The following is a 25,251-nucleotide window of genomic DNA, read 5'->3' as shown; positions in this document are numbered from 1 at the left end:
TAATGGAAGATGTTATTCGCAGACAGATGCCTAATTCCATAGAAGCTGAGAAGTCTGTCATTGGTTCTATGATCAGTGACAGAGACACTATCGTAGAGTGCTCTGAGATTCTTCTTAGAGATGACTTTTATCATCAGCAATACGGCGCTTTGTTTGAGGCTATCGTAGAGCTTTACAATGCAGGTGAGCCTGTTGATGAAGTTACTCTACAGAACAAGCTTAGGGAAAAGGGCGTAGGACCAGAGATTGCATCTCTTGAGGCAATACAGGATTTGATTCTTTCTGTTCCTACAACAGTTAATGCTAAAAACTATGCCAACATCGTCAAGGATAAGGCATTACTTAGAAACATAATAAAAGTTAATCAGAATATTGAAAACATGTGCTTTGAGGGTACAGAGGACGTTGATAGTATTTTGAATCAGACAGAAAAGGATATCTTTTCTCTTGTTCAGAATCGCGGTGAGACAGACTATGTTCCAATCAGACAGGTTGTTATGAATGCCATTGCTAAAATCGAGCAGGCTTCAAAACAAAAGGGCGTTGTTACAGGTATTCCTACAGGATTTATTGACCTTGATAGACAGACAGCCGGCCTACAGCCATCTGATTTGATTCTTATTGCAGCCCGTCCTTCAATGGGTAAGACAGCATTTGTTTTGAACTTGGCACAGCACATTACTATTCATGAGCATTTGTGTGCAGCAATATTCTCTCTGGAAATGTCAAAGGAGCAGCTGGTTAACCGTCTCTTCGCACTTGAATCGCGAGTAGATGCCCAAAAGCTCCGTACAGGTAACCTTCAGGAAGCCGATTGGGAGAATCTTGTTGAGGGTGCGGGTAAGATTGGTAATTCCAAGCTGATTATCGACGATACCCCTGGTATTTCCATTAGCCAGATGCGTAGTAAATGTCGTAAATATAAGATGGAGATGGGACTTAACATTATCATCATCGACTACTTACAGTTGATGACAGGTTCTGGTAAGTCAGAGAGTAGACAGCAGGAGATTTCTGAGATTTCACGTTCTCTTAAGGCTCTTGCCCGTGAGCTTAATGTTCCGGTTATCGCACTATCACAGCTTTCTCGAGCAGTAGAGCAGAGACCAGATCATAGACCTATGATGTCTGACTTGCGTGAGTCCGGAGCCATCGAGCAGGATGCGGACGTGGTTATGTTCATCTATCGTGATGATTACTATAACCATGATTCTGAGATGAAGGGTGTATCAGAAATCATCGTAGCTAAGCAGCGTAATGGTCCTATCGGAACCATTGAGCTTACATGGCTTCCAGAATACACTCGTTTCGCTAACAGAGATAGAAGTCAATATGCAAATAGAGAAGAGTAGAGCGCAGGCTCTACTCTTTTTTTACTGTTTATGTACTTGAGGAAAAAGCTTTGGTATTAAAGAGCTGATGATTAAAACAGCAAATGTAATAAACTCAAGGAATAAATATCTGCTTGTTTTGGTCAGATATAGAATAATAGAAAGCAGAATGCAAAGTACTAGGTAGATATTTGTTTTATTTTTAAAAATAGAGTTCTCTTCTTCTGTAACAGGTCTATTTGGATGATTGATAGGTCCAATAATAAAAAGAATTATAGGTAATAGGATACATCCAATAAGAGATATGTAATCTGGAACAGAAAAATACTTAACCAGCAACAGGGATCCTGTCAAAATTAAGCAGGACATTAAATAACAGTGGATGAATTTATTAAGATGAAGTCCACCTGCCAAAGACCTGAGGGGCATAAAAATACAAAAAAACAGGATGCACTCAAAAAACATACCAAGGAATATACCTATAATAAAGCAAGTGATAAAACTGATGCTTATTTCTAAAAAGCAAGTAAATCCATAAAGGTAGATATCATAATCCTCTTCTGAGATGGTGTCCTTTGAAAGAAGATAATCTGTAAGTTTAATAGCAAGTTTTTCCATTGAGCCCTCCTTAATTAAACAGACATCTTATTAGCTGCAAGCTCTAAAACAGCAGCTTTTATAGCCTTTTGACGATCAGCACTTATTTTTAATTCAATATCCTTATCACGAAAACCGAGAGTAATATAATAAAAATTCAGTTTTTTAATATAATGGTAATTTACGTAATAGGATTGGTGAGGTCGCAAGAAAACAAACTTGGAGCCTTCCAATTTTTCCTCAACATCCTTTAGCTTGCCATAAAAATATGTGGTGGTGCCATCATACAAATGAATGTAAATTGTACGATTATTACTTTCAAAATAAACGATGTCTCGCAAAGGACATTTCTTAAGCTCTTTGTTAAATGAGAATTGGAAATATTCTTCATTATCCTGAACTCGTTTGTAGGCCTCATCAAAGTATCTAATCAGCCTATCTTTATCTAGGGGCTTTGAAATAAATCTAAAAGGTTCTACTTCAAATAATTCTTTTAAATAATCATCAAAGCCAGAGATATAGATTATAAGAACAGAAGAGTCAATTTTTCTTATCTCTCTTGCTGTTGCAAGCCCATCAAGTTTTTCCATTTCAATATCGAGAAAAATAATATTGTAAGACATTCCTTGCTTAAATGATTTTAAAAGGTAATACCCGTCAGTGAAAACTTCTATTTCAGCGTTAATTTTTTTCTCGTCACATTGAGATAAGATGATGTCTTCAATTTGAGAAGAAAAGGCAGTATCATCATCGCAAATAGCTATATTTAACATTATTGTATCCTCCCTTACTAAAGAAAACTAAAACGATAAGATGGTTTTATATCCTGTAGATACTTCCGGTGTATCTACAGTGCCACCATGAGCTTCAGTTATTTGTTTAACAATAATCAAGCCAAGTCCATGACGTAAATCAAGTCTTTCATCTAATGCTTCAAAATAATGTGGTTTCTTTTGAGCTTCCGCAAACTCTCTTGAAACACCTACACCATTATCAGTAACTATAATCTGTGGCTTGCCCTTATTTGAATGTAATTCAACAGTAATATCACAGCCATTTGGATTATGTCTAATACTGTTGTTTACAAGGTTGGAAAGAGCTCGTTCTATAAGTCTCTCATTACAATCAAATTCTAATTGCTCAGCCGAAGGATCTATTTCAAGGGAGATAGAATAAGGAGCGTCTAGGCCTTCGTTTATTTTATCAGCCACAAAGGAACGAAGCAATTTTGAAATCCGTATATGCGATAATTCCAGAGGCTGCATATTGTATTCAAGCATTGAGAATAGATTCAAGTCAGCAACTAAATCTTTTATTCGAATAGAATTCTGCCCGATAATATCAGCATATTTTAATATCTCATCATTAACTTGTGGTTGATTTTTAATCTTATCAGAATAGCCAAGTATGAGAGATAGTGGAGTGCGTATATCATGAGAAACACCGGAAATCCAATTTACTCTAGCTTCGTTTTGTCGATTGATGACATAGGAAGCACGATTGACGGATTCAGCCACTTCTGAAAGTTGACCTTTTTCTTCAAGGTTGATAGTCTTGCCAGCGGCTAAAGACTCAATACCTTCAATAATTGGGTTGATCTTTGATATGAACCTATTTTTTGAATGCAAGTATATAAGGATAATTATTGCAAGATCAAATAGTAAAAGAACTAATAAAAAAATAGGAAATCTTTTAATTGCACGTATAGAAAAAAAGTTGGATTGCAACTTAACATAGCTATCCTTTGGGTAGCCAAGAAGCAATAATCCATCATCATTTGTATGTATGAAAACAGGATAATTATTTAAATACCCTTTTGAGATTACTGCTATATCATTTATGGAATATTTATCGGAAATATCACTTGGAGCATGATGGTTCCAGACCACATTACCTTCCAAATCCAGATAGATAGCCCAGATATTATATTTGTTAAGGATATTTTTTGCAGAATCAGAAATACCAGAGACATTACAATCGCTTTGAATAGCTGATAGAACCTGTAAAGGTGAAGACTCGGCATAATCCGTATTTACGATTTTATAGAAACTAGTAATAAAAATAATAATATTTATGACAACTAATGCGCATAAAAGAAGGATTAATCTAGAAAACTGTTTAGAAATATACTTAAGGTAAGGTCTCATATATTTATTCCTTTATAATAAGCCTATAACCTAATCCTTTTACCGTAAGAAGTGAAACAGGTGCAGAAGGATTAGATTCTATTTTCTCTCTAATTCTACGAATATGGGTATTCAAACTGTTTTCATAACCAAATGGATTGTCTCCCCAAAGAGCTTCGCAAATAGAATCCACAGTAACTATTCTTCCGGAATTATCTGCAAGAGTTTTTAGCAAAATGTGTTCCTTTGCTGTAAGAGGGATTATTTCTTCCCCCTTTATAACTTCCGCTCTTTCAAAATCTATTTGACATGCATCTAAAGTAATAACTGGTGAATCGTCCTTATAGGAACGTCTAAGAACTGCGCATATACGAAGTAGCAGCTCCTGTGGCAAAAATGGCTTTACGATATAGTCATCCGCTCCAAGACCAAGACCTGTCAGCCGTGCATCTGTAGCATCCTTTGCCGTTAGAAAAATGATAGGAATCTTTGACATTGCGTTAATCTGGTTAAAAAGTGTAAAACCGTCCCCATCTGGAAGCATAACATCAAGAACAGCCATATCTGGAAACTCTGACTGAAATTTTGCTAGCGCCTCAGCCATTGTTCCTGCTAAAACTATATTCTTAAACCCTGCCTCCTCCAATATGTTCTTAACCATATTAAGTAAGGCAGGTTCATCATCCACTATTAAAATTTTCTTCGAATAAATATACGTATCCATAAAAATGTTACCTTTCGGCTTGGATTATACCATAAATAGTGTTGCTTTATACATAAATTCTAAAAAGTTAGGTAAAAGTAAGGTAGAGAGAAAGGTAATGTAAGGATGGGGGTATATGCTAAAAACATAAAATGACAAAGCAATGGAATGGGAGGTCGAAAATGCTTACAACAAATATGATTAGTACAGTAGGGCTTACAAAAAAATACAACAACTTTGTATCAGTTAACGGAATAAACATTCATATTAGGAGAGGAACTATTTATGGTTTCTTGGGACCAAATGGAGCTGGTAAATCTACAACCATGAAAATGCTCCTTGGAATGGCAAAACCTACATCAGGTAAATTTCATGTAAATGGAAAGGTGATGCCGGAGGATAGAATAGAGATTCTAAAGAATATTGGTTCCTTTATTGAGTCCCCAGCATATTATCCTAATTTAACAGGCCGAGAGAATCTTGAGATTATAAGAAAGATTTTAAACCTGAAAAAAGAAGATGTGGATGATGCACTGGAGCTTGTAGGACTTTCAGAGTTTGGTGACAGACTGGTAAGGAAGTATTCACTTGGAATGAAGCAGAGGTTAGGACTTGCAGGAGCATTGATTGGAAGACCACCAATTCTAATTCTTGATGAGCCTACAAACGGACTTGACCCAGCAGGAATTCATGAGATTAGAAATCTTATCAAGGAATTGCCAAAGATGTACAACTGCACAATTATGATTTCTTCACATATGTTATCTGAAATCGAGTTAATGGCAGATGATATCGGAATTCTAAATCATGGAACACTTTTATTCGAAGGCAGCATGGATGACCTAAGAGCAGAGGCAAAGGTCCAGGGCTACAACGATAACAACCTGGAGGACATGTTCCTTTCAATGATTGAAGCTGATAACAAGCAAAGAAAGCAGAGGGCAGTATTATGATTGCGCTTGAGTTAAAGAAGGAAAAGAGAACAGGACTTGTAGCAATCCTATTTATTACAGGAATAATAGGAGCTCTATATGTGTTGTTGAATTTTAAGATTCGTGGAAACACACTTCTAAATATGCCACTTGATCCTATGGATGTACTTCTGACACAGCTATACGGAATGATAATGGTACTGAATATGTTTGCCATTGTAATCGCAACCAGTATTGCCTACAACATGGAGTTTTCAGGATTTGCAATCAAAAAAATGTATGTGCTTCCTATAAGCATGTGGAAAGTTTTTGTAGCAAAATTTCTCATAATTACAAGCGTATTTTTTATAGCTATAGTGATACAAAATGCAGCATTGATGTGGATAGGTATAAGCAAACTGGGTTCTGATAAATTTGATATGGGAGTGTTTCTGATGTTTGTCTTATATTCATATATTACATCTTTGCCGGTCATAAGCTTTATGTTGATGATAGCATCTTTATTTGAAAACCTATGGGTGACAATTGGTATAGGAGTGGCAGGATTTTTAAGTGCTGTTGCATTACAGGGCGATAATGCGAAATATGTTTTGTCTCATCCATTTATAGTAATGTTCAAACCGGCAATAGCTATGACAGCAAAATCAGATTTGGCTGTAATGTTAATAGCAATATTTGAAACTATAGTATTCTTCGCAATCGGAGTTGTGATAGCCGAAAATAAAAAATCAGAATAGGAGGCAAAAATGTTAGCAATAGAATTTAAAAAGATAAAAAGATCTTGGATTGTTCCACTTATATTTATTGCACCGATTTTGGTGGTGGCATCGGGAATATCAAACTTAAGCCAGTATTTTACACCTGAGTATACAAGCGCTTGGCCAGCAATGTTTATACAAAGCGCACTTGCATATGCATACTATCTGCTACCACTTAGCATGATTGTTGTGTGCGTATTGATATCAGCTAGGGAAACTCAAAACAATGGAATTCTAAAAATGTTGGCCTTGCCAGTAGATAGAGCGAAATTATCCTTGGCAAAATTTGCAGTGGTGCTGACCTTCTTATTCCTTGAAATATTAGTTTTCTTTGTAGTTTTCTTAGTTGCAGGAAAAGTGGCGATTTCAAGCCACAATATTACAGAGGACATTCCTATTCTTTATTTAGTAACTTGCTGCGCGAAATTATTCTTAACAATGATTCCAGCAGTGGCACTGATGTGGGCAATTACAGTGGTTTTTGAAAAGCCAATTGTATCAGTGGGATTAAATATTTTTCTAGTTCTTCCAGGAATTCTAGTTGCAAATACAGGCGCGTGGATTTTATATCCATATTGCTATAGCGGATATTTTATTTCTTGTTCTCTTAGAGATTTTACGACTGAAACTGATAGTACAAGATTTCAGTTGATACCATTTTTACCATGTGCAGTAGCATTGTTTGCACTTGCGTTAGCAATATCAGTATATAGATTTGGAAAAAAGGAGATGGCTTAGTTATGGAAAAAACAAATGTAAAGAAAATTGAAAACATGGGACTTATTGCTTGCCTATTACCAGTACTTACTCTTGTACCTACGATTTTTAAAATTCATCTTGCACCAATGGTACAAAGTGTGTGGGGCGTTGTGAATGTACTTTTTGTAATCGCAGGATTCGTCCTTACAATTACAGCCCTTAGAATGAAAAAAACTAGAAATGCGGTAAACATCATTGCCTCATGTATATGTCTTTTATGGGTGTTAATTCTTCTTGGAATTGCAGTTGTAGTTATTGTGTCCAATATGTAATTCGTTTTCAGAAAATTACATGTAAAAAGGTAATAATTACAAGTGGCAAAAATTGTGAGAAGCAAATGATAAACTCCCAACATAATCCTATTGGAGAAGGAAATTGGAGGTAAATATGAACAAAGATCTTAATGCACTCACAAATCCTATTGATGAGAAGGAGCTCGAGCAGATCCTCGGCGGTGGCGATGGTGTCTTCAGAACAATCAGCCATGAATGCCACATGAACACATGGATGTTCATCTTCACATGCTGTTCTTAATATTTTAGAAGCACATACAAATCTTTTTTTTAAAACTAATAACAGAAACTATAAACTTCACAACATTGTAAACAGTTCTCGGATAGGATTTTTCTAAGCCGCTTGGGGATGTTCCTAAGCGGCTTTGATTTTAAAAGGAAAAGGTAGATTGGTGGTTGGTATGAAAAATAAATTTGGAAAGATTTATGTAGATTATCTTTATGATCATGTTTTAGAAGATGTAAAAAAGGATATAGATGTAAATATTAAGGAGATGCCTGTTATAAAAGAAAAGGTGGAGAATGAGATATTTGTAAAATGCTTTAAATCCTTAATTTATTGCATGAATTTAGAACGAGTAGAAAAGAAGCTTGTAGGGGAAAATCCAGAAGAAAGATATACTTTTTTTTGTGAAAACAAAGATGCAATAATTGGGGGAATGGAAAAAATCTTTCCAGAAATGAAAAATCAAATTAGCGAAGAAATTAGGGGCAAGATTTGCTATTTGATTAAAGTTGTTGATGACTTTATGAATAATTATGAGGAAATCAGCAAGAAATTTTTATTAGAGAATGAACAGATAAAAAATATAAATGTAGGTGGAGATTGGCACAATGATAAAAGTGTAATAATTTTTGAGTTTACTAAGGGAAGTAAAATAGTATTCAAGCCTACGCATGGAAGAAATATAGAGTTCTTAAAAGGATTGTCATCTATATTTTTCGGGAGAGAATATAGTAGTTTGTATGATTCCTTAACAACTCCTGAAGGCACATGGGTGAAATTTATTGAGCACAAACCTATCAAATCACAGGACGAGATAAAACAGTTTTACTATAACTATGGAAAGCTGATTTATATGACCTACATCCTTGGGATTAATGATATGCATTATGAGAATTTACTGGCAAATGGGGTGTATCCAGTAATTACAGATGTGGAGACTATTTTTTCTTCATATTTATTCTTCAACATTCATAAGGCGAATTATGATGCTCAGTATAATGCTACCAAAAAGCTTATATATGGCACTATGGCAACCGGGCTTGTTCCAATTTTTACCATGTCCGACTATTTTGGAGGCGATGTTAGCTGCCTTTCAAATAGGGGTCTGAAGATAATGGTAGAAAAATTGGAGAATGAATACAGGGATGATATGTGCATCAAGGTAGCAGAAGATATGGTAAAGAGCGATTCCCATCTACCTAATAATGATATAGACCCTCTTGATTATGGAAAAGACATCATACAAGGATTCAATGAAGCTGATGAAATTTTTAGAGAAAATAAGCAAAAGATTTACAAATACATTGAAGATAACTTTGACAAGGTAGAGTCAAGAATCATTCTAAATATGACAAAGGCCTACGGTAAAATCCTTAGAATAAAAAATGATGTTAAATATAGAATGAAGCCGGAGTTGTTCAAGGAGTTACTTGGAAAACTCAAGAGAACAAATCAATTTAATGTAAAAGTATATGAGCACGAAATAGCAGAGCTTATGAATGGCAATATACCGAGCTTCTATTGGAGTGCAAAGGAAAAATGTGTATACGGTCCAGTTGATTCTTCAGTAGAAAAGATTATGGATATAAAAGGCTTTAATATAGAAGATGTAAAAGACATAATCGAATATCAAACAGCAGAAAATACAATTGAAGAGCAAAAGAGTTTAATAGAAAACGCAATAATATCAAGCAAAGTACTTAGCATTAATTATATTGAAAAAAGTGGGAAAGATAAGAGCATAAAGGCTAAGCCCGCAACTGAAAAGATGCTTAGAGAAAATATTGATAGAAATATTATTCTAGGCAAAGATAACACAATTGCATGGCTGGGCCTGATGGTTAATGACCAGGAGCAGCTTGAATATGCTATGGTAGATTGGTCATTGTATTCAGGTATTAGCGGAATAGGACTTATGTATTATACCGAGTGGCTGAATACAGGTGACAGGAATGCTGTAGCGGTCATGCAACTTATAGTAAATACCTTAAAGAAAGAATATGATTTAGGAAGATTTGATACCTATGATATTTCTTATTTCTGCGGACTTACAGGTATCTATTCATTCATAAAAAAGGTAGAAAAAATACCGGGAATAGAACTATTTGGCTTGAAAACAGCCTTTGAGAAGTTGATTGAGAAAAATATCGTATACACGAATTGTTATGATTCTCTATCAGGAGTTCATTCAGCGGTGCTCTATTACTATGGGGATTATAAGGAAAACTATTTTAGCAGAAAAATAATAACATCAATCACCTATTATTTCATGGAAAACTTCAACATGCGAATGATGGATGCTACGTTTAGCTTTGCTAGTTTTGCTCATGGGTATACTGGATTGATGACATCCTTGTTATGCATGAACAGAGTGGTAAAAGATGATAGATTTTCTATTCTTATTAAGAAGGCTTGGGAGAAGGAAAAGAAATTAAAAGTTTCTGACTTCAAATGGGTGGATAAGAGAAGAGCTGATGGAAGCAGCTCTCACTACTGGTGCCACGGTTCATGTGGAATCATGCAAGCTCGATTATTGTGGTACAAAGAAGAATTTCTTAAGGATGTAGAAATTGATTATTCAGAAGAGCAATTGCTGAAAGACTTAAGAGGATACAAGGAAATAATAGAGGCAAGTAAGATAAACACCAATAATTACTCTTTATGTCATGGCAATTTTGCTCTCATTGATTATTTGATCTCCTTTGAGAGACTTACTGGTGAGAGGATGAATAAAAAATACATAGAGCAGATGTTTGATGTAGCTCGAGAAGATGGATATAGCTGTATTGGTGCACCAGGTGCGATAAATGCAATCGGTTACATGGTTGGTGAAACAGGAATAAGATATCTTCTAAATAGATATGAGAATAGTCATATCAAATCAATTTTAACTTGCGAAAATCTCTAAGGAGGAGAGTCTGTGAAAGTTGTTTTACAAACAAGTGAATCTGATTGTTTGATAGCCTGTGCCACAATGCTTATGGACAGCTACGGTATAAAAGTTCCTGTGTATAGATTGGCAGAGAAAATTGAACTGTCCCGAGCAGGAAGCAATGTACTGCAGCTTAAAGAGGCATTAAAGGAATATGGATTTGGGGTGGAAGGTTTTAGGGTAGAGGAATTAGAAAATTCGATGCTACCTGGGATTGCCTATGTCAACAACAATCATTTTATAGTAGTCACTAAGGTTACTAAAACCAAAGTCATGGGGATTGATCCTGCGATCGGTCGCATAAGTTATGAAAAAGAAGAATTTTATAAGATCTACAGTAAGGTACTAGTTAAGTTAAATCAAATTGAGAAAACTTTCATACCAAAAGACAGTATAAGCATATTGTCTCGTTTTAAATCAAGTAAAGTCTTAGCAATAATGCTTGGCTTAATGTTGACAGCAGTGGCAACCCAGATTGTAGCTATGAGCTATTCGTATCTGTACAACGAACTCATTTATGGGACTTCCAGCACAAAAGTACTGAGCGTTCTCCTTCTTGCTATCGGTATACTTTGTGTTGGAAGTATAGCTCAGGGCATACTTACAAACAGATTCAATATTATATTTGAGCAGATATATGGAAACAATTTGCTTAACCAAATGGTGGCAAAAAACTATAAGTTCTTCACCTTTAGAAGTAATGGTGATTTACTATATAGAATAAATGCAAGAGGCGCCATAAAGGATTCCACACTTATGAGGATGATTCCATCATTGATTGCTTTTTGCACAATCATCCTAGTTCAGTGGATTGTATTTTCAAAAAGCTTGCTTGTTGGATTCGTATTTACGATAATGATATTTGTGTATCTATTACTTTATATATTAATCGGAGCTAAGATATATTCAGCCAGTAACAAATACACTCAAAAAATAATAAAGCTAAATACGACAAGTGAGAATATTGTCAGAGCCATTCTTACAATAAAAGTCCTCGGCGTAGAGGATAGCTTTACAAAAATGTGGCACAAGGAAAATGAAATACAGACAAAAGAATATGGAGTGCTAGTAATACTTCAGAGTATTCAAAATGTTTTGACCAACATTTTTATGTATATAGTACCAATTGCCACTATCACGATTTCAATTATTATCAGTGGAAACAAGGATTTTGTATCCCAGATAGCTTTGATTCCACTTCTTTATTTGGTAATACAAAATGTTACTACTATAGGACAGGCTTTAAATTCTATTTATCAAGTATTACCTGTTATAGATAAGACAAATGAATTGCTTGATGAAAAGTATATGCAGGATAGGCCAAGACAGTATGCCACAAGCAGTGATAGTTTGATTTCTATCAAGGATATGTCTTATTTTTATGGAAGCAAATGTTGCTTATCAGATGTAAACCTTGAGATAAAAGAGGGAAAAAAATATGCTGTAATAGGAAAATCTGGAAGTGGAAAGTCAACATTTTTAAAAATAGTATCTAATCTGCTATGCGATTATAATGGTCAGGTTTTGTTTAATGATAGTATCAAAGACAAGCCTATATACATGGATCAGGATACTACAATACTTGATGCTTCCATTATGGAAAATATTATTTTTGGACAAAAGGATATTTCCCAGATACGTATAGACGAAGTGGTAAAGGCCATAGGATTAGATAAAATAGTAGAAGCCCAGCCATTAAAATGGTTTACAAATATATCAAAGGGCAAGAATTTATCAAGAGGGCAAGAGCAGAGGATTTGTCTTACTAGATGCTTACTTAAAGATTCTAGTATGTATCTATTAGATGAAGCAACTAGCAATATTGATGTGGTAGATGAAGAACAAATCATTAAAAATTTGCTTGCTCCTGGGGGATTGTTAGAGGAAAAAACGGTATTTGTGTCAACGCATAAGCTCAGCATGGTAGAATACGTGGATGAGGTCCTATATATACAAGATGGCCACATATATAAGGGCAATCATGAAGAATTACTTGCTAAGTTTGCAGAATATAGAGAGATGTTTGAGGTTTAATAGGTGGAGAATGAGAATAGCTATTTGTGATGACGATATAAGTTTTACTTCAAAATTAGAAGACATAATTAGTCGCGAATTTGCCAAAAATGGGAAAAAGACGGAGATAGATGTATTTTTCGATGGGGAAACACTAGTAAAAAGTATTGAAAGTGGTCACCGTTATAGCATGATTTTTCTTGATATAGAAATGAAGAAAATGAATGGTATAACAGCTGCCAGAAGAATACGTCAGCTAGACAGATATACACTGATTATATATATATCTAGTTATGATGATTATTTAAAAGAATTATTTGAAGTAGAGCCTTTCAGATTTGTTTCAAAACCTATTCAACTTGAACAATTGCAGCGCTATTGCGCTGAAGCAATAAAAAAAATAGAAGGTATGAACAACCTATTTGTTTATAGCTATAACAAAGAAGAATATAGTGTACCAATAAAGGAAATAGTGTATTTCGAAAGCAACAAACGATTGGTTGATATTCATATGAATGATGGGACTGTAAGGTCTTTCTATGGAAAACTCAATAATCTAGAAAAAGAAATACAAAAAATAAACAAGCATTTTATACGCATACATCAATCCTTTTTGGTAAACTATTCATACATTAAAAGTATGACCTATTCCGAGGTGGTTCTCGAGTGCAAGGACGAAGAATATGTGCTGAGAATTAGTGAGGACAGGAGGTCAACTGTTAGACAAAAAGTATGTGAGATAGCAGGGGGATCACAATCGTAAAATGACTAATTATGTGGCTTTATTTTCAGGGGTTTTGCTGGCTTTCTGTCAAGTATTGATTGTAAGAAAGTGTATGGGGGTGTTGCTGGGTTCTGAAAAAAAAGACATTGTAAGTAATATTTTGTGGGTGCTTTATTATATTTATGTTGCAACTACAATGAATATTTTCTCATTTCGAGGCACATATTTATTGATAGGAAATATGCTCTTTGTATTTACGATAGCGATTGTGACAAAAAAAGCATCATTACTGATGAAAATATTCTCCGTAATAGTAATTTTCACTATATGGACGACTGTTGAATCTCTTATTGGCATTACTATAGAAAGCATTGGTATTTCCTATATAGTATCTGAAAGAGTTGCAGACTTTTTATCCCAGATGAGTGTACTCTTAATAGTTATTACCATAGAGAAATATAAGAAAGATAGGTTTTCAAAGGATATATCCCTCAAAACATTTATTATGCTTGCCTGGATTCCAGTAGTAAGCATTTATTTTGAGATAGTTAGTGTAGAGGTTTCAAGAAAATATCCAAATTATGATGGATTTGCAGCCATCGCCAGTGTGGTATTGCTTTTAACAAATTATGTGATTTTTGATGCTTATGATTGGGTAAATAGAACTGTACAATTGCGGGCGCAGAATAAGCTTTTTGTGCAGCAGATTCAGCTTTGTAGCAGGCAAACAGCGGAGCAGGAGGCTACATACAAGGAGCTGAGAAGACTACGCCATGATATGAAAAATCATCTTACAAGTCTTTTGGGAATGATTGATTCTGGAAGTACCAATGATGCTCGGGATTACATAGAGAATTTACTTAATGATGGTAAACTTATAAAAACGGGTGATATATCAAGAACTGGAAATATTGTTGTAGATTCACTTATAAATTATAAGTACTCGATGGCTAAGGAGCTTGGAATAGAGTTTACATCAAATGTATTTATTCCTACTGAGCTACCATTTAAAAATGAAAACATAGTCATTATTCTTGGAAATCTACTAGAGAATGCTATAGAGGCGTGTGTTAAGGTAGATAATAATAAATATATTGGACTTGAAATGGGCTATGAAAAGAATATGCTGCAAATTTGCATAAAAAATAGCTTCACGGGAGAAATTAAGAAAAATAGTGCTGGAGATATAGAGACAACAAAAGAAGACAAAGAGAATCATGGAATGGGTATACTTTCCATTAAGATGGCGGCCAAGGAATATGATGGAGATGTACTGATAAAGAATCAAAAGGATGAGTTTACAGTGGTAGTTGTCCTATATGAAAATATGGAAAAATTACATGTAAACTGCTAATTTCAACATGACAAGGTAATAAGACTTTTTAACGGGTATAATCGTTTTATTCGATGTAAGCAGAAAAGGGAGGATTTACAGATGAATATGAAAAAGAATATTTCGGCAAAGATGTTAGAAAAGGTAGCTAGAACTACAGCTAAGGCAACAGCAGATTCTCGTTGTGTATGTATTCTTCATCAACCAAAGATGCCTGCTGATCTCAAAAAATTCAACAAGTAAGATAACCACGATTTGAAATAATCGCCAAAATTATTCCCCGGAGTCGTAGCGAGAGCTGCGGCTCCCTTTTTTGTGCAAAATTTGAAAAAAGAAAGCAGAGAAAAATATAGAAATTCTAGGGCAAAAATTAATAATAAGTCGTTGAAAAAGGAAGGCGAAATAAATTTCCTTCGAAAAATTACATGGAGAGTTATAAATTCAACATGGTCCATGGATAGATATAAAAACCAAGTATAATTTACACATTAAAAAAAGGAGGGTTTTTATATGAAATTATCAGATGTATGAAGGGGAGGTATTTATCGTATTTGTAAATACCTTATATGTGAAAATATAGACCAGTGGAATGTATATCCCTATCATCAAATAAAACTGCCTACTGGAACTATATATTTCATCTAAAAATTACTACACAAGGAGAAAGGGACAATAATGGAAAGTTTTTACGAGGAGATTAATAACAAACATATTTTTACACCAACAGAAGATGTTGTAATGACTAGAGGCAAAGGAATATATCTTTGGGACGAAAAGGGTAAGAGATATATTGATTGCGCAGCGGCTACATTCAATTTAAGTCTGGGATATAGTAACGAAGAAGTACTTGATGCAGTGAGGGAGCAGGCTGAAAAAATGGTGCACATAACATCTAGTTATATGTGCGAACCAGTTGCAAAGCTGGTTGATGAGTTGGTTAAGGTGACACCAAAGGATCTGACAAAAATTCATCTAAAGGTATCTGGAGGGTCTACAGCCAATGAAGGTGCAATAAAGATGGCCAATTTCTACAACAAGAAGTCGGGTGTAATTTCTATGTTTAGATCTCATGTGGGACAAACAATCTATACTATGAATGTTTCTGGTTTAGGATTTAGAAGAGAGCCATTTAGTAATTTGGGTAATGCAAATATTGTACATGTTCCACCAGCATATTGTTATCGTTGTTTTTATAATTCAACAAAAGATAAATGTCAGATGATGTGTGCCACACGCATAGAGGAATTCATTAAATATGCAGCTAATGGAAATGTCTCAGCATTAATTGTAGAGCCTATAATGGGAAATGGAGACAATATTATTCCGCCTAGAGAATATTTTGTAGAGTTAAGAAAGCTGGCAGATAAATATGGCTTTGCATTAATTTTTGATGAAATTCAAACAGGTGTAGGACGTACAGGCAAGATGTTTGCAGCTGATTACTTTGATGTTCAGCCTGATATTATGACAATTGCTAAGGGACTAGGTGGTACAGGATTCCAGATTGCAGCAATTGCTTGTAAAGAAGAGTATTCAAAAATGGAAGGATTCTATCATTCATTTACTTATGGTTCGAATTCTGTATCGGCAGCAGCAGGTGTGAAAACATTGGAAATTATCCAAAGAGATGGATTCTTAGATAATGTAACAAATGTAGGTGAATACTTTGTACAGAGATTAAAAGCATCTCAGCAGAAGTATGACTTCATAGGAGAAGTAAGAGGCGTAGGCCTTATGATTGGCTTTGAAATTATAGATTCTAAGGGAGAAGAGAATCTTGAGTTAACAAAGAAAATAACAAAGATGGCATTTGATAATGGCCTTATTTTAAGAACTTCTCGTTATGGTATCGGAAATGTAATAAAAATCAGACCGGCATTAACAATAACAAAGGCAGAGGCAAAAGAGGTATGTGACATCTTGGATGGCGTCTTCGATATGGTACAAAGAGGAAGCATTAAGGCAGTAGAGAGCGCCATTAAGACAGATGCTTATGCTGAACCTTCTGCATAAAAATTATTAATAAACAAATGAAAAATGTATCTAACTAAATTTACTAATCAAATCAGACAAAATATGAGGAGACTAATATGAAAGCGTTAACAACAGATAAGAATCATAAATTAGTATGGACAGAAATTGCGGAACCACAGGTGGTTGAAAAAACACAGGTTAAAGTGAAAATCTACGGTACCGGTGTGTGTGGTACAGATATAAATGTACTTAGAGGAAAAATGGTAGCTAAAGCTGGTATGGCATTAGGCCACGAAGCAGTTGGAACAGTTGTAGAAGTTGGTGAGAATGTTACAAATTATAAAGTTGGAGACAGAGTAGTAATTGACCCAACACAGTTTTGCGGAAAATGTGATTATTGCCGTCAGGGATTGACTTGTTATTGTGACCATTTTGATGATTATCAATTAGGAATTGGATGTCATGGAACATATACAAAGTATTATGTTGGCGAAGAAAAGTTTATGTATAAGATTCCAGATGGAATGAATTGGGAAACAGCTGCATTAGTTGAGCCATTAGCTTGTGTATTAAATATTATCAAACAGGCTAACATTCAACCTGAGGACAATGTATTAGTGTTAGGATCAGGAACTATTGGAAATCTGTGCCAGATGGTTTGCAAGAGAATTGCAAAAACAACTGTAGGTACAGAAATAAATACTTTTAGAAATGAATTTTCAAAGCAGTTTAATTCTGATGTTTATTATCCAAACGAGTTAACAATGGAAAAAGTATTAGAGTTAACAAATGGAAAGAAATTTAATGTAATTATCGATGCTGTTGGTAATCAATTACATAATGCAGTAGATTTTGCTGCAAAGGGAGCTCGCCTTTTTGCTATTGGCTTCATGAACGATTACGAAATTACAATTAATACATTAGATTATTTGACAAAGGGAATTAGTCTTGTAGGAACTGGTGAAGAACATTTACAGATGGCTCCAGCAATGGATTATATTAGCAGTTTCAAAGATATCGATAAGTTAATTACTACAAAGATTCCTATTTCTGAGTATGAACCAGCAGTAAATAACTTAATTGATGTAGAAAATTGCAAACATATGAAAGTTATGCTCATATCAGAAAATGATGAAAACCTATAAGGAGAAAGCTATTGAAGAAAATAATAAGTGATAATAAATATTGGCCAATAATAATGCTGGCGGTTCCCGCAAGCATTGAGATGGTTTTTCAGCAAGTATTAGGACTGATAGATAATGTATTTATAAGCCATATAAGTGATGAGAAGCTGGCTGCAGTTGGCCTATGTAACCAGATTTATTCATTGATACTGATAATAGTAGCAGCAATAGCTTCTGGAGTAGGAATACTAATTGCACAAAACTATGGAAAACAGGATTTTGAAACAATAAAAAAGATAATCCATGATGTATTAAAGGTAGCAGTATTAGGTGCCATTGGATTGATAGTTATATTTAAGGTTTCAATTAGAAATATTGTTTTATTTATGGGTGCGGAAGATTTAGTCATTCAGTACGTAGAACAGTATTGGAATATAGTTATTTTCTCATTAATGTGCTCCGTAATTAATAGTATTTTAGGAAGTATTTTACGAGCAATGAATAACACCAAAACACCTTTAGTAGCAAACGGAGTTGGCTTGCTAACAAATACCTGCCTAAATTATATTTTAATATTTGTGGCAGGAATGGACATTAAAGGTGCGGCAATTGCTACAATCCTTTCACGACTATTAATACTTGTTTTATTTGTAATTCATTACAGAAGAATTGGATTATTATCTCTTCAAAATATGCTAATGAGCACAGATAGGAAACTTTTGCAGAATATAGCAATGATTAGTATTCCAATTTTTATAGGAGAGCTAGCATGGGCAATTGGAAGCTTTATGTACAATAGCTTTTACACTAGAATAGGAACATTTGCGATAGTTGCCTATCAAATTGTTTTTAGTGTTGAAGAAATATTCATAATGTTTTCATTTGGATTTACTGTAGTAGGATTCTCACTTGTTGCTCAGCACTTAGGAAAAAATGAAGTAGATGAGGCAGTACAAAAATCTAATTTAATCCTAAATGCAGGAAAGATATCAGCAATAATATTTGGAATATTACTTGTGATATTTACATGGACTGGAGTACCTATGATGTACTCAGATACAAGTGCCACAACAGTTGCGGTAGCAAAAATAGCTTTATCTATTAATGCAGGTATACAAATAATAAAAATCATTAATTTTATACTTGGTAACGGCGTATTAAAAAGTGGTGGTAAAACAAAAAATGTCATGCTGGTGGATACTATAGCAACATTTTTAGGATTACTATTTGCTTTTATACTTGCCTTCTATTTCAAGATGGGATTCTGGGGAGTCTTTGCTGGAAAAATAATAGAAGAGCTTATCAGATATTGCTTAATGACTGCATTATTTAAATCAAGAAAATGGATCCAGTCTATGGAGGAAGCATACACATAGGAATGGAGAAGGAAAAAATATTTAGGGGGTAAAATATGGATGAATAATAAAAACAAACTACTGATGTGCGCAGATTATCCATATTATAGAGATTCAGTTGATGATTGGCATGATAAGTTAGAGAAGCTGAAGCAATTAAAAATAAATGTTGTTACATGCTACATACCATGGAGACATCATTTGGTGAATTTAGAATCGAATAAATACGATTTTAAAGGAAATGATAAGCCAAATACAAATTTAATTCGGTTTATAGAAGAATGTGAAAGCTGCGGTTTAAACATGATTATTAAACCAGGACCTTTTATACATGCAGAAGTAAACTACGGTGGCTTACCAGATGAATTAAATAATATTGATTATGAGAAAAAAGAGTCTTTAAATGGTGAGCTATGTAAATACGAAAGGAAAAAAGGATGCTATTATATACCATCATCTTTCTCCAAGAAATTTATAAATTCAGCAGAGAAATGGTATGAAGCTGTAATTAATGCAGTAAGTTCACATTTTTATCCTAATGGATGTATTGTTGGCATTCAATTAATGAATGAAGGAATATTTTCAGACGCAAATAGTTTAATTAAGGATTGGGATTATTCTAAGAGTGCAATAGACGGATTTTCCAATTATTTGAAGAATAAATATAAAACAATCAAATATTTAAACAGCTGCCTCGCAACTGATTATAAGGATTTTAATAATGTTACAAATGAAAAAAAATCTTTAGTATCTGAGAGTATTCGTAAAGAATGGATTGATTATCAATATAAAAGCTTATATGAAACATACAAAAGATTTCAAAAGAAATGCGTAGGTACTGTTCCAGTAATAGCTAATTATAATTTTCCATTGAATTCCCCTGAGGGAGTGTCTACATGGATATCCAAGGTAAGACCAGAATATGGTGCAAACATAATGTATGGATTTACTTCATGGGGTGGAAATATTGTAGAAGATAAAGAAAAATTCTATACATATTTACTTGTTGCAAAAAGAGAAAAAGGAATTCATATGGAATGCAATTGGGGATTTTCGAAATTGTATGAAAAAGAGTATGAATCTTCCATAGTTCCATTCTATGAGGCAGCATTGTCAATCGCAAACGGGGCAAAGGGATACAATATTTATACTGGAGCAGCAACATCAAAATGGGATGAAAATCTAGATAATATTTATGAAAGACCTTACCCAGATTGCAGCCCGATTGATAGTCAGGGTAAGTATAACGAAAAAAAGAGTAATACTATTTATAAATTCAATTCATATTTAGAAAAATATGGAGATGAAATTATTAATAGTGTTCGCAATAATGACTGCGCTTATCTAATCAACCCACAGGATTATTATGATGGATGTTTAAATGCCGGTAAGGAAAATATTGCATTAGATACACTTTATTGGTTCCAACATAATATGAGAGCATATAGCTATGACTATGATTTAATAAGTACCGATAACTTCGAAAAAAGAGAGTCGATAGGATATAAAGTTATATTCATGGCCGAAGGAATTAATTTGTCTAAAGAAGTAAAAGAGAAATTAGATGATTTCCAAAGTAATGGCGGAAAAATCGTATATCTAAACTCAAGTATTAATTATGATATTAATCATTACTCAAATGGGTTTACAAAATTGATTAAAGATATAGATGTATCATTTGATGTGTATAGTGATGATTATGAAACTCAAGCATGGGGAATCCATAATGATGACAAATTAACAAAACACATTTTCATATTCTCTAGATCAAATGAAGAAAAAGAGCATAGTGTAAAGATTAAAAATGATGGGATTGTAAATGAGCTGAAGGTATTATTACCACAAGAATCGGCGGCTATAGTTAGGCTTGTAAACAATGAGGTCAAAGGCTTTTTTATCAAAGGTGAAAACGATCTAGCACAAAAAATGATAAAACCAAAGCTTTCATATGGGGATTATGTTTATGAATCAAATGAATATGGAGATGTACTAAATTTAGCATAGGAGAAAGAAAAATGTATAAAGACTATAAGAACGGAACCGCAACATTTGTGATACCACATTGGAGAACAGAAAATGATCTTAGCAGAAAGCATTTAGATGAAACAATTCAGGGTATCATGAATCAAACAGATGATAACTGGAATATTGTGTTAGTTGATGATGATTCACCTTGTAAAGAAGCCAAGGAATATCTTGAAACAATCAAAGCTCTTAATCCTGAGAAAATCCATGTTATTTACTGTGAGGAAAACAAGGGACCAGGGCATGCAAGAAATTGCGGAATAGAATTTGCATATAAAAACGGATCGCCAATTGTTTTGTTTAATGATGCAGATGATATTTCTAATCCAAAAAGACTAGAGAATGTAAGGAAAAAGTTCATAGATAATGATGATGTAAATGTTGTATATTCAACATTTAAAGTTATTGATGAGAACAGCAATCTAGTTGAGGAAAGTAAATTATCACCAGCAATATATGAAACATTAGAAGGACATACAAGAGATATTGTAGAGGGAGAAAATGCATGGATTGCTATCGCTACTGATAAGAATTATACGAATTTGACATCTGCGACAGCTGTTAGAACTGATTTAGCATATATGGAGCCATTCCCACTTGTAAAAGCATCAGAAGATGCAAATACATGGTTAAGATATGCGGCACATAAGGGTCAATTCATTTATGATGCAACAATTCCTAGTTTGTACAGAATACCTCAAAATACAGAGTGCTCAACAAGAGCAAGATTAAATAATTTTTATGAAGTTAAGGCAAACGTAGATAGTGATGGATTTTTTAAAGCTATGGAAATTGCCTTAGAGAATAAAAATATTGATTACTCACAGTGCAATTCTCTAAAAGTAAAATTCTATGTGAAATTAGCTGAGAGCTTATTAAATGGTAAACAGAAGGAGCTTGCAAAAGAGCAAATCAACAAGGCAATGCTTATTTCAAGAGATGAAACAAGTGAGCTTTTGGGACAAAAAGAAGAGTTAAAGATATTGTGCTAACTAAAAAGGATAGCCCATAGATTTATTTCTATGGGCTATTTGTGATGAAGTATTGGTTTATAATATGATTACATGCAAAGGGAAAAATATGGGAAAAATAGATTTACACATGCATACAAAACATAGTGATGATGGAGAGTTCACACCAAAAGAATTAGTTGATAAATGTTTAGACGCTGGGATAAAAATGATGGCATTTGCTGATCATAATTCTGTTAAAGGCCTTGAAGAAGGGAAAAAATATGCAGAGTTAAATGGAATTAAATTTATCAATGCCACAGAGATAGATTGTAAAATAGGAAATATAAATTTACATGTATTAGGTTATAATCTAAGTAAAAATCTTAATGCTATAGATGAATATGAGCAGAGTATTATTTCACAGGAAATTGAACTTTCAAAGCAAAGAATAGATGCTATTAAAAGTGTTGGGATTGAGCTTGATGAAAATGAGGTTTATAAACTTTCTCCTAATGGCGCAGTGACAGGAGAAATGATTGCTGAAGTTGCTTTAGCCAACAAAAATAATCATGATATATTAAAGGAATATTTAAATGGCGGAAATCGCAGTGATAATCCTTATGTAAATTTCTATTGGGATTATTTTGGAAACGGCGAGTTTTCAAATTTAAAACCTGTTTATATGGATTTAGAAAAGACTGTTGATATGATAGTAGAGGCGGGAGGTATACCTGTACTAGCTCATCCAGGTCAAAATATTTCTGAGGATGAGGAAGTCCTGAAAAAAATAATAGATACAGGAGTAAAAGGAATAGAAGTATTTAGTAGTTACCATACTAAAGAGCAAGTGGATTTTTATCATAGCTTTGCCAAAAGCAACAATTTGCTTGAAACAATAGGAAGCGATTTTCATGGTAAGACAAAACCAAGTATTCACTTAGGACAGAGTATGGCAGACGAAGAAGTAGAAAATAGACTTTTGGAATTTTTTGGAGACGTATAATTTTATGCTAGAAAAAATTAAAGAAAAGCTAACAGACGGAAAGACAGTTATTGTCGGAATTGATGGACTTGGTGGAGCAGGAAAGAGCTCTATATCAGAAGAAATCTATGAGGAGTTATCAGGGGAGAATATTCCTATACAAGTATTTCACATAGATGATTTTATTCATCCCAAGAAGATTAGATACAATGATAACTATGCCGAGTGGGAATGCTACTATAATTTGCAGTGGCGATATGACTATTTGTTGGAAAATGTTATAAATCCAATAAGGAAAAATGGAAAGTTTACTGGCCTTATCGAATTATATGATAAAGATGAGGATAGGTATGAGAAGAAGTCAGTTGATATTAAGGAAGGCAGCGTAGTTTTAATAGAAGGTATTTTTCTTCAAAGGGAAGAATTGTCCCAGGTATTTGACTATATGATTTATATTGATGTTCCAGAATCTGAGAGATTAACGAGAGTTTTAAAGCGAGACGGATATATTGGAACAGCTGATGATATAAAGGAAAAATATGAGAATAGATATTTTCCCGCAGAGAGACATTATGTAAATATGTATTCGCCAAGTAAATTAGCTGATTATGTTATAAAGGGGTAATAGATGGACGTAAAGTGGTTGTTTTTTGATATCGGAAATACGATTTATGATGAGACTGAAGCTGATAAGGATAGAGTTGAGACCTTATTGAGCAATGTAGATTATGATGTAACTGCAGAAATATTTTATGATGATATGATAAAGGCAGCGGCAGCATACGCTAAATCCCCTTTTGCTGCTGTAAGAAATAAATATGGCATAGAAAAGACAATACCATATTACGCAGACAAAGAAAAAGTATATCCAGATGTTATTTCAACACTAGAAAGACTTAGCTTAAAGTATAACATCGGAGTGATTGCCAATCAGCCAAGTGAGACCCAGGATAGATTAGAAAAAGATGGCTTGGATAGATTTTTTGACATCTGTTTACTTTCTGAAGCTGAGGGCTTGGAGAAGCCGGATAGAAAAATATTCTTAAGAGCTCTTGAACAAGCAGATTGCAGGCCAGAAGATGCTGTCATGATAGGTGATAGATTAGACAATGATATTTTTCCAGCAAAAGAAATTGGATTTAAAACTATATGGCTACGTCAAGGGATAAGCTGTGAGCAAGAACCTATTAACAATAATTATGTTCCGGATGTAGAAGTAAGTAGTTTTAAGGAATTGCTAGAGATATTGGATAATGAGTAAAGTTTAGGAGCTTATGCATATAAAAAGAGTATCGCGAATGCGATACTCTTTTGTCTTACTTATTAAGCCTTTGAATCAAGGAATGTGTTAATCTCTTCGATGAGGTCATCAGCGTCGATACCGTGTACCATAGCTGCCTCCTCGATTGTCTCCATCTGAGATGATGGGCATCCAAGGCAGTGCATACCGATATTAAGTAAGATAGGAGCTACATCAGCATCAATCTGAAGAAGCTCGCCGATCATAGTTGACTTAGAAACTCTTGCCATTATATGTTCCTTCCTTTCTTTTTATCTCCTAGTTTCAGATGATAACATGGTTGAAAATATTTATCAACGCCATATATTAATTGTTGTTGATAATATACAATTCTATTGCATACAACTGATAAAATAGTTGTGTACACAATTTGAACTTTTGTTAGCTGATTTCAATCGAAGTTAGTTGAGGCGAACCTGTGTAAGGCAGTAAAACTAAGGGATTTTTAAAAATACAAAAATGTTCTTGATTTAGACACAATTAAGGTGTATAGTAAACACATCAGTTGCGAAATTGATAATTTTTATTAATAACAAATATTAAGGAGGAGTTTAATCATGGCATACGTTATTTCTGATTCATGCGTTTCATGTGGTACATGCGAGCCAGAGTGTCCAGTAGGAGCTATCTCACAGGGCGACTCACAGTTCAATATCGATGCAGGTGCTTGTGTTGATTGCGGTACTTGCGCAGGTGTTTGCCCAACAGGAGCTATTTCACAGGGCTAATAAGAGCAAATTAAAAAAGAGTTTCGCGAAAGCGAAGCTCTTTTTTTGTTTGCCACGACACGCCCTATTTGCGAAGCAAATCT

Annotated in this window: 25 protein-coding genes; 20 read left to right on the top strand and 5 right to left on the bottom strand. The window is 34.1% G+C overall.

From position 1 onward, the window contains the following. Positions 1-2 precede the first annotated feature (2 nt). Positions 3-1,352, top strand: a complete 1,350-nt coding sequence (gene dnaB, locus F0Q01_RS08775) for a replicative DNA helicase (protein ID WP_205467967.1) — start codon at positions 3-5, stop codon at positions 1,350-1,352. Between the two features lie 21 nt (positions 1,353-1,373). On the opposite strand, the gene F0Q01_RS08770 is transcribed toward dnaB, so the two are convergent. The 4 genes from F0Q01_RS08770 to F0Q01_RS08755 are packed head-to-tail and all read right to left on the bottom strand — an operon-like array spanning position 1,374 to position 4,778. Then, the gene (locus F0Q01_RS08770; RefSeq protein ID WP_090488222.1) at positions 1,374-1,949 is read right to left on the bottom strand and encodes an accessory gene regulator B family protein; all 576 of its coding nucleotides are present in this window, start codon (positions 1,947-1,949) and stop codon (positions 1,374-1,376) included. A gap of 14 nt (positions 1,950-1,963) precedes the next feature. After that, positions 1,964-2,701, bottom strand: a complete 738-nt coding sequence (locus F0Q01_RS08765; protein WP_090488220.1) for a LytR/AlgR family response regulator transcription factor — start codon at positions 2,699-2,701, stop codon at positions 1,964-1,966. 27 nt (positions 2,702-2,728) lie between these two features. Continuing rightward, on the bottom strand, positions 2,729-4,075 hold the full coding sequence (locus tag F0Q01_RS08760) for a sensor histidine kinase (RefSeq protein WP_090488218.1): 1,347 nt from the start codon (positions 4,073-4,075) through the stop codon (positions 2,729-2,731). 4 nt (positions 4,076-4,079) lie between these two features. Further along, complete coding sequence (locus F0Q01_RS08755) at positions 4,080-4,778, bottom strand: response regulator transcription factor (protein WP_090488215.1); 699 nt, start codon at positions 4,776-4,778, stop codon at positions 4,080-4,082. Positions 4,779-4,939: 161 nt separating this feature from the next. Between F0Q01_RS08755 and F0Q01_RS08750 the strand changes: the two genes are divergently transcribed. From F0Q01_RS08750 to F0Q01_RS08665, 18 genes are all read left to right on the top strand, one after another. Continuing rightward, the gene (locus F0Q01_RS08750; RefSeq protein ID WP_090488213.1) at positions 4,940-5,710 is read left to right on the top strand and encodes an ABC transporter ATP-binding protein; all 771 of its coding nucleotides are present in this window, start codon (positions 4,940-4,942) and stop codon (positions 5,708-5,710) included. Then, a complete protein-coding gene (locus tag F0Q01_RS08745) occupies positions 5,707-6,426 on the top strand; it encodes an ABC transporter permease (RefSeq protein WP_090488211.1) in 720 nt (239 codons plus the stop codon). Before F0Q01_RS08750 ends, F0Q01_RS08745 begins: the two co-directional genes overlap by 4 nt. A 9-nt stretch (positions 6,427-6,435) precedes the next feature. Continuing rightward, positions 6,436-7,185 carry an ABC transporter permease gene (locus F0Q01_RS08740; protein ID WP_090488208.1) on the top strand — a complete coding sequence of 250 codons (750 nt, stop codon included), beginning with the start codon at positions 6,436-6,438 and terminating at the stop codon, positions 7,183-7,185. A gap of 2 nt (positions 7,186-7,187) precedes the next feature. Next, the gene (locus tag F0Q01_RS08735) at positions 7,188-7,478 is read left to right on the top strand and encodes a hypothetical protein (RefSeq protein WP_090488206.1); all 291 of its coding nucleotides are present in this window, start codon (positions 7,188-7,190) and stop codon (positions 7,476-7,478) included. Between the two features lie 115 nt (positions 7,479-7,593). After that, positions 7,594-7,740: a lacticin 481 family lantibiotic gene (locus tag F0Q01_RS08730; protein ID WP_090488203.1), complete on the top strand. Its 147-nt coding sequence runs from the start codon at positions 7,594-7,596 to the stop codon at positions 7,738-7,740. Between the two features lie 160 nt (positions 7,741-7,900). Beyond that, entirely contained in the window at positions 7,901-10,633 is a 2,733-nt protein-coding gene (locus tag F0Q01_RS08725) for a type 2 lanthipeptide synthetase LanM family protein (protein ID WP_143096651.1), read from the top strand. Positions 10,634-10,645: 12 nt separating this feature from the next. Continuing rightward, positions 10,646-12,691, top strand: coding sequence for a cysteine peptidase family C39 domain-containing protein (locus F0Q01_RS08720; protein ID WP_090488198.1), 2,046 nt, complete (start codon positions 10,646-10,648; stop codon positions 12,689-12,691). Between the two features lie 10 nt (positions 12,692-12,701). Then, positions 12,702-13,433 (top strand): LytR/AlgR family response regulator transcription factor, encoded by a 732-nt coding sequence (locus F0Q01_RS08715; RefSeq protein WP_090488409.1) that lies wholly within the window; start codon positions 12,702-12,704, stop codon positions 13,431-13,433. A 229-nt stretch (positions 13,434-13,662) separates the two neighbouring features. Continuing rightward, the gene (locus F0Q01_RS13985) at positions 13,663-14,748 is read left to right on the top strand and encodes a sensor histidine kinase (protein ID WP_163927205.1); all 1,086 of its coding nucleotides are present in this window, start codon (positions 13,663-13,665) and stop codon (positions 14,746-14,748) included. 81 nt (positions 14,749-14,829) lie between these two features. After that, positions 14,830-14,970 carry a cyclic lactone autoinducer peptide gene (locus F0Q01_RS08705; protein WP_090488194.1) on the top strand — a complete coding sequence of 47 codons (141 nt, stop codon included), beginning with the start codon at positions 14,830-14,832 and terminating at the stop codon, positions 14,968-14,970. A 432-nt stretch (positions 14,971-15,402) separates the two neighbouring features. Then, positions 15,403-16,740, top strand: a complete 1,338-nt coding sequence (locus F0Q01_RS08700) for an aspartate aminotransferase family protein (RefSeq protein WP_205467966.1) — start codon at positions 15,403-15,405, stop codon at positions 16,738-16,740. 77 nt (positions 16,741-16,817) lie between these two features. Next, positions 16,818-17,846, top strand: coding sequence for a zinc-dependent alcohol dehydrogenase (locus tag F0Q01_RS08695; protein WP_090488192.1), 1,029 nt, complete (start codon positions 16,818-16,820; stop codon positions 17,844-17,846). 11 nt (positions 17,847-17,857) lie between these two features. Continuing rightward, positions 17,858-19,201, top strand: coding sequence for an MATE family efflux transporter (locus F0Q01_RS08690; protein ID WP_090488190.1), 1,344 nt, complete (start codon positions 17,858-17,860; stop codon positions 19,199-19,201). 39 nt (positions 19,202-19,240) lie between these two features. Further along, positions 19,241-21,184, top strand: coding sequence for a beta-galactosidase (locus F0Q01_RS08685; protein WP_090488188.1), 1,944 nt, complete (start codon positions 19,241-19,243; stop codon positions 21,182-21,184). 11 nt (positions 21,185-21,195) lie between these two features. Then, on the top strand, positions 21,196-22,197 hold the full coding sequence (locus F0Q01_RS08680; protein ID WP_090488186.1) for a glycosyltransferase family 2 protein: 1,002 nt from the start codon (positions 21,196-21,198) through the stop codon (positions 22,195-22,197). An 88-nt stretch (positions 22,198-22,285) separates the two neighbouring features. After that, a complete protein-coding gene (locus F0Q01_RS08675) occupies positions 22,286-23,161 on the top strand; it encodes a PHP domain-containing protein (RefSeq protein ID WP_090488184.1) in 876 nt (291 codons plus the stop codon). Between the two features lie 4 nt (positions 23,162-23,165). Further along, positions 23,166-23,765 carry an AAA family ATPase gene (locus F0Q01_RS08670; protein WP_090488182.1) on the top strand — a complete coding sequence of 200 codons (600 nt, stop codon included), beginning with the start codon at positions 23,166-23,168 and terminating at the stop codon, positions 23,763-23,765. 3 nt (positions 23,766-23,768) lie between these two features. Beyond that, positions 23,769-24,401 carry an HAD family hydrolase gene (locus tag F0Q01_RS08665; RefSeq protein ID WP_090488180.1) on the top strand — a complete coding sequence of 211 codons (633 nt, stop codon included), beginning with the start codon at positions 23,769-23,771 and terminating at the stop codon, positions 24,399-24,401. 62 nt (positions 24,402-24,463) lie between these two features. Here the strand turns inward: F0Q01_RS08665 and F0Q01_RS08660 are convergent, their stop codons facing one another. Beyond that, a complete protein-coding gene (locus tag F0Q01_RS08660; protein WP_090153075.1) occupies positions 24,464-24,670 on the bottom strand; it encodes a DUF1858 domain-containing protein in 207 nt (68 codons plus the stop codon). A gap of 327 nt (positions 24,671-24,997) precedes the next feature. On the opposite strand from F0Q01_RS08660, the gene F0Q01_RS08655 reads away from it, so the two are divergent. Then, complete coding sequence (locus F0Q01_RS08655; RefSeq protein ID WP_090153072.1) at positions 24,998-25,168, top strand: DUF362 domain-containing protein; 171 nt, start codon at positions 24,998-25,000, stop codon at positions 25,166-25,168. The last annotated feature ends 83 nt before the right edge of the window (positions 25,169-25,251 follow it).

It is taken from the genome of Pseudobutyrivibrio xylanivorans (assembly GCF_010906925.1).
Classification (GTDB): Bacteria; Bacillota; Clostridia; order Lachnospirales; family Lachnospiraceae; genus Pseudobutyrivibrio.
This window is presented reverse-complemented; position numbering and strand designations above follow the sequence as displayed.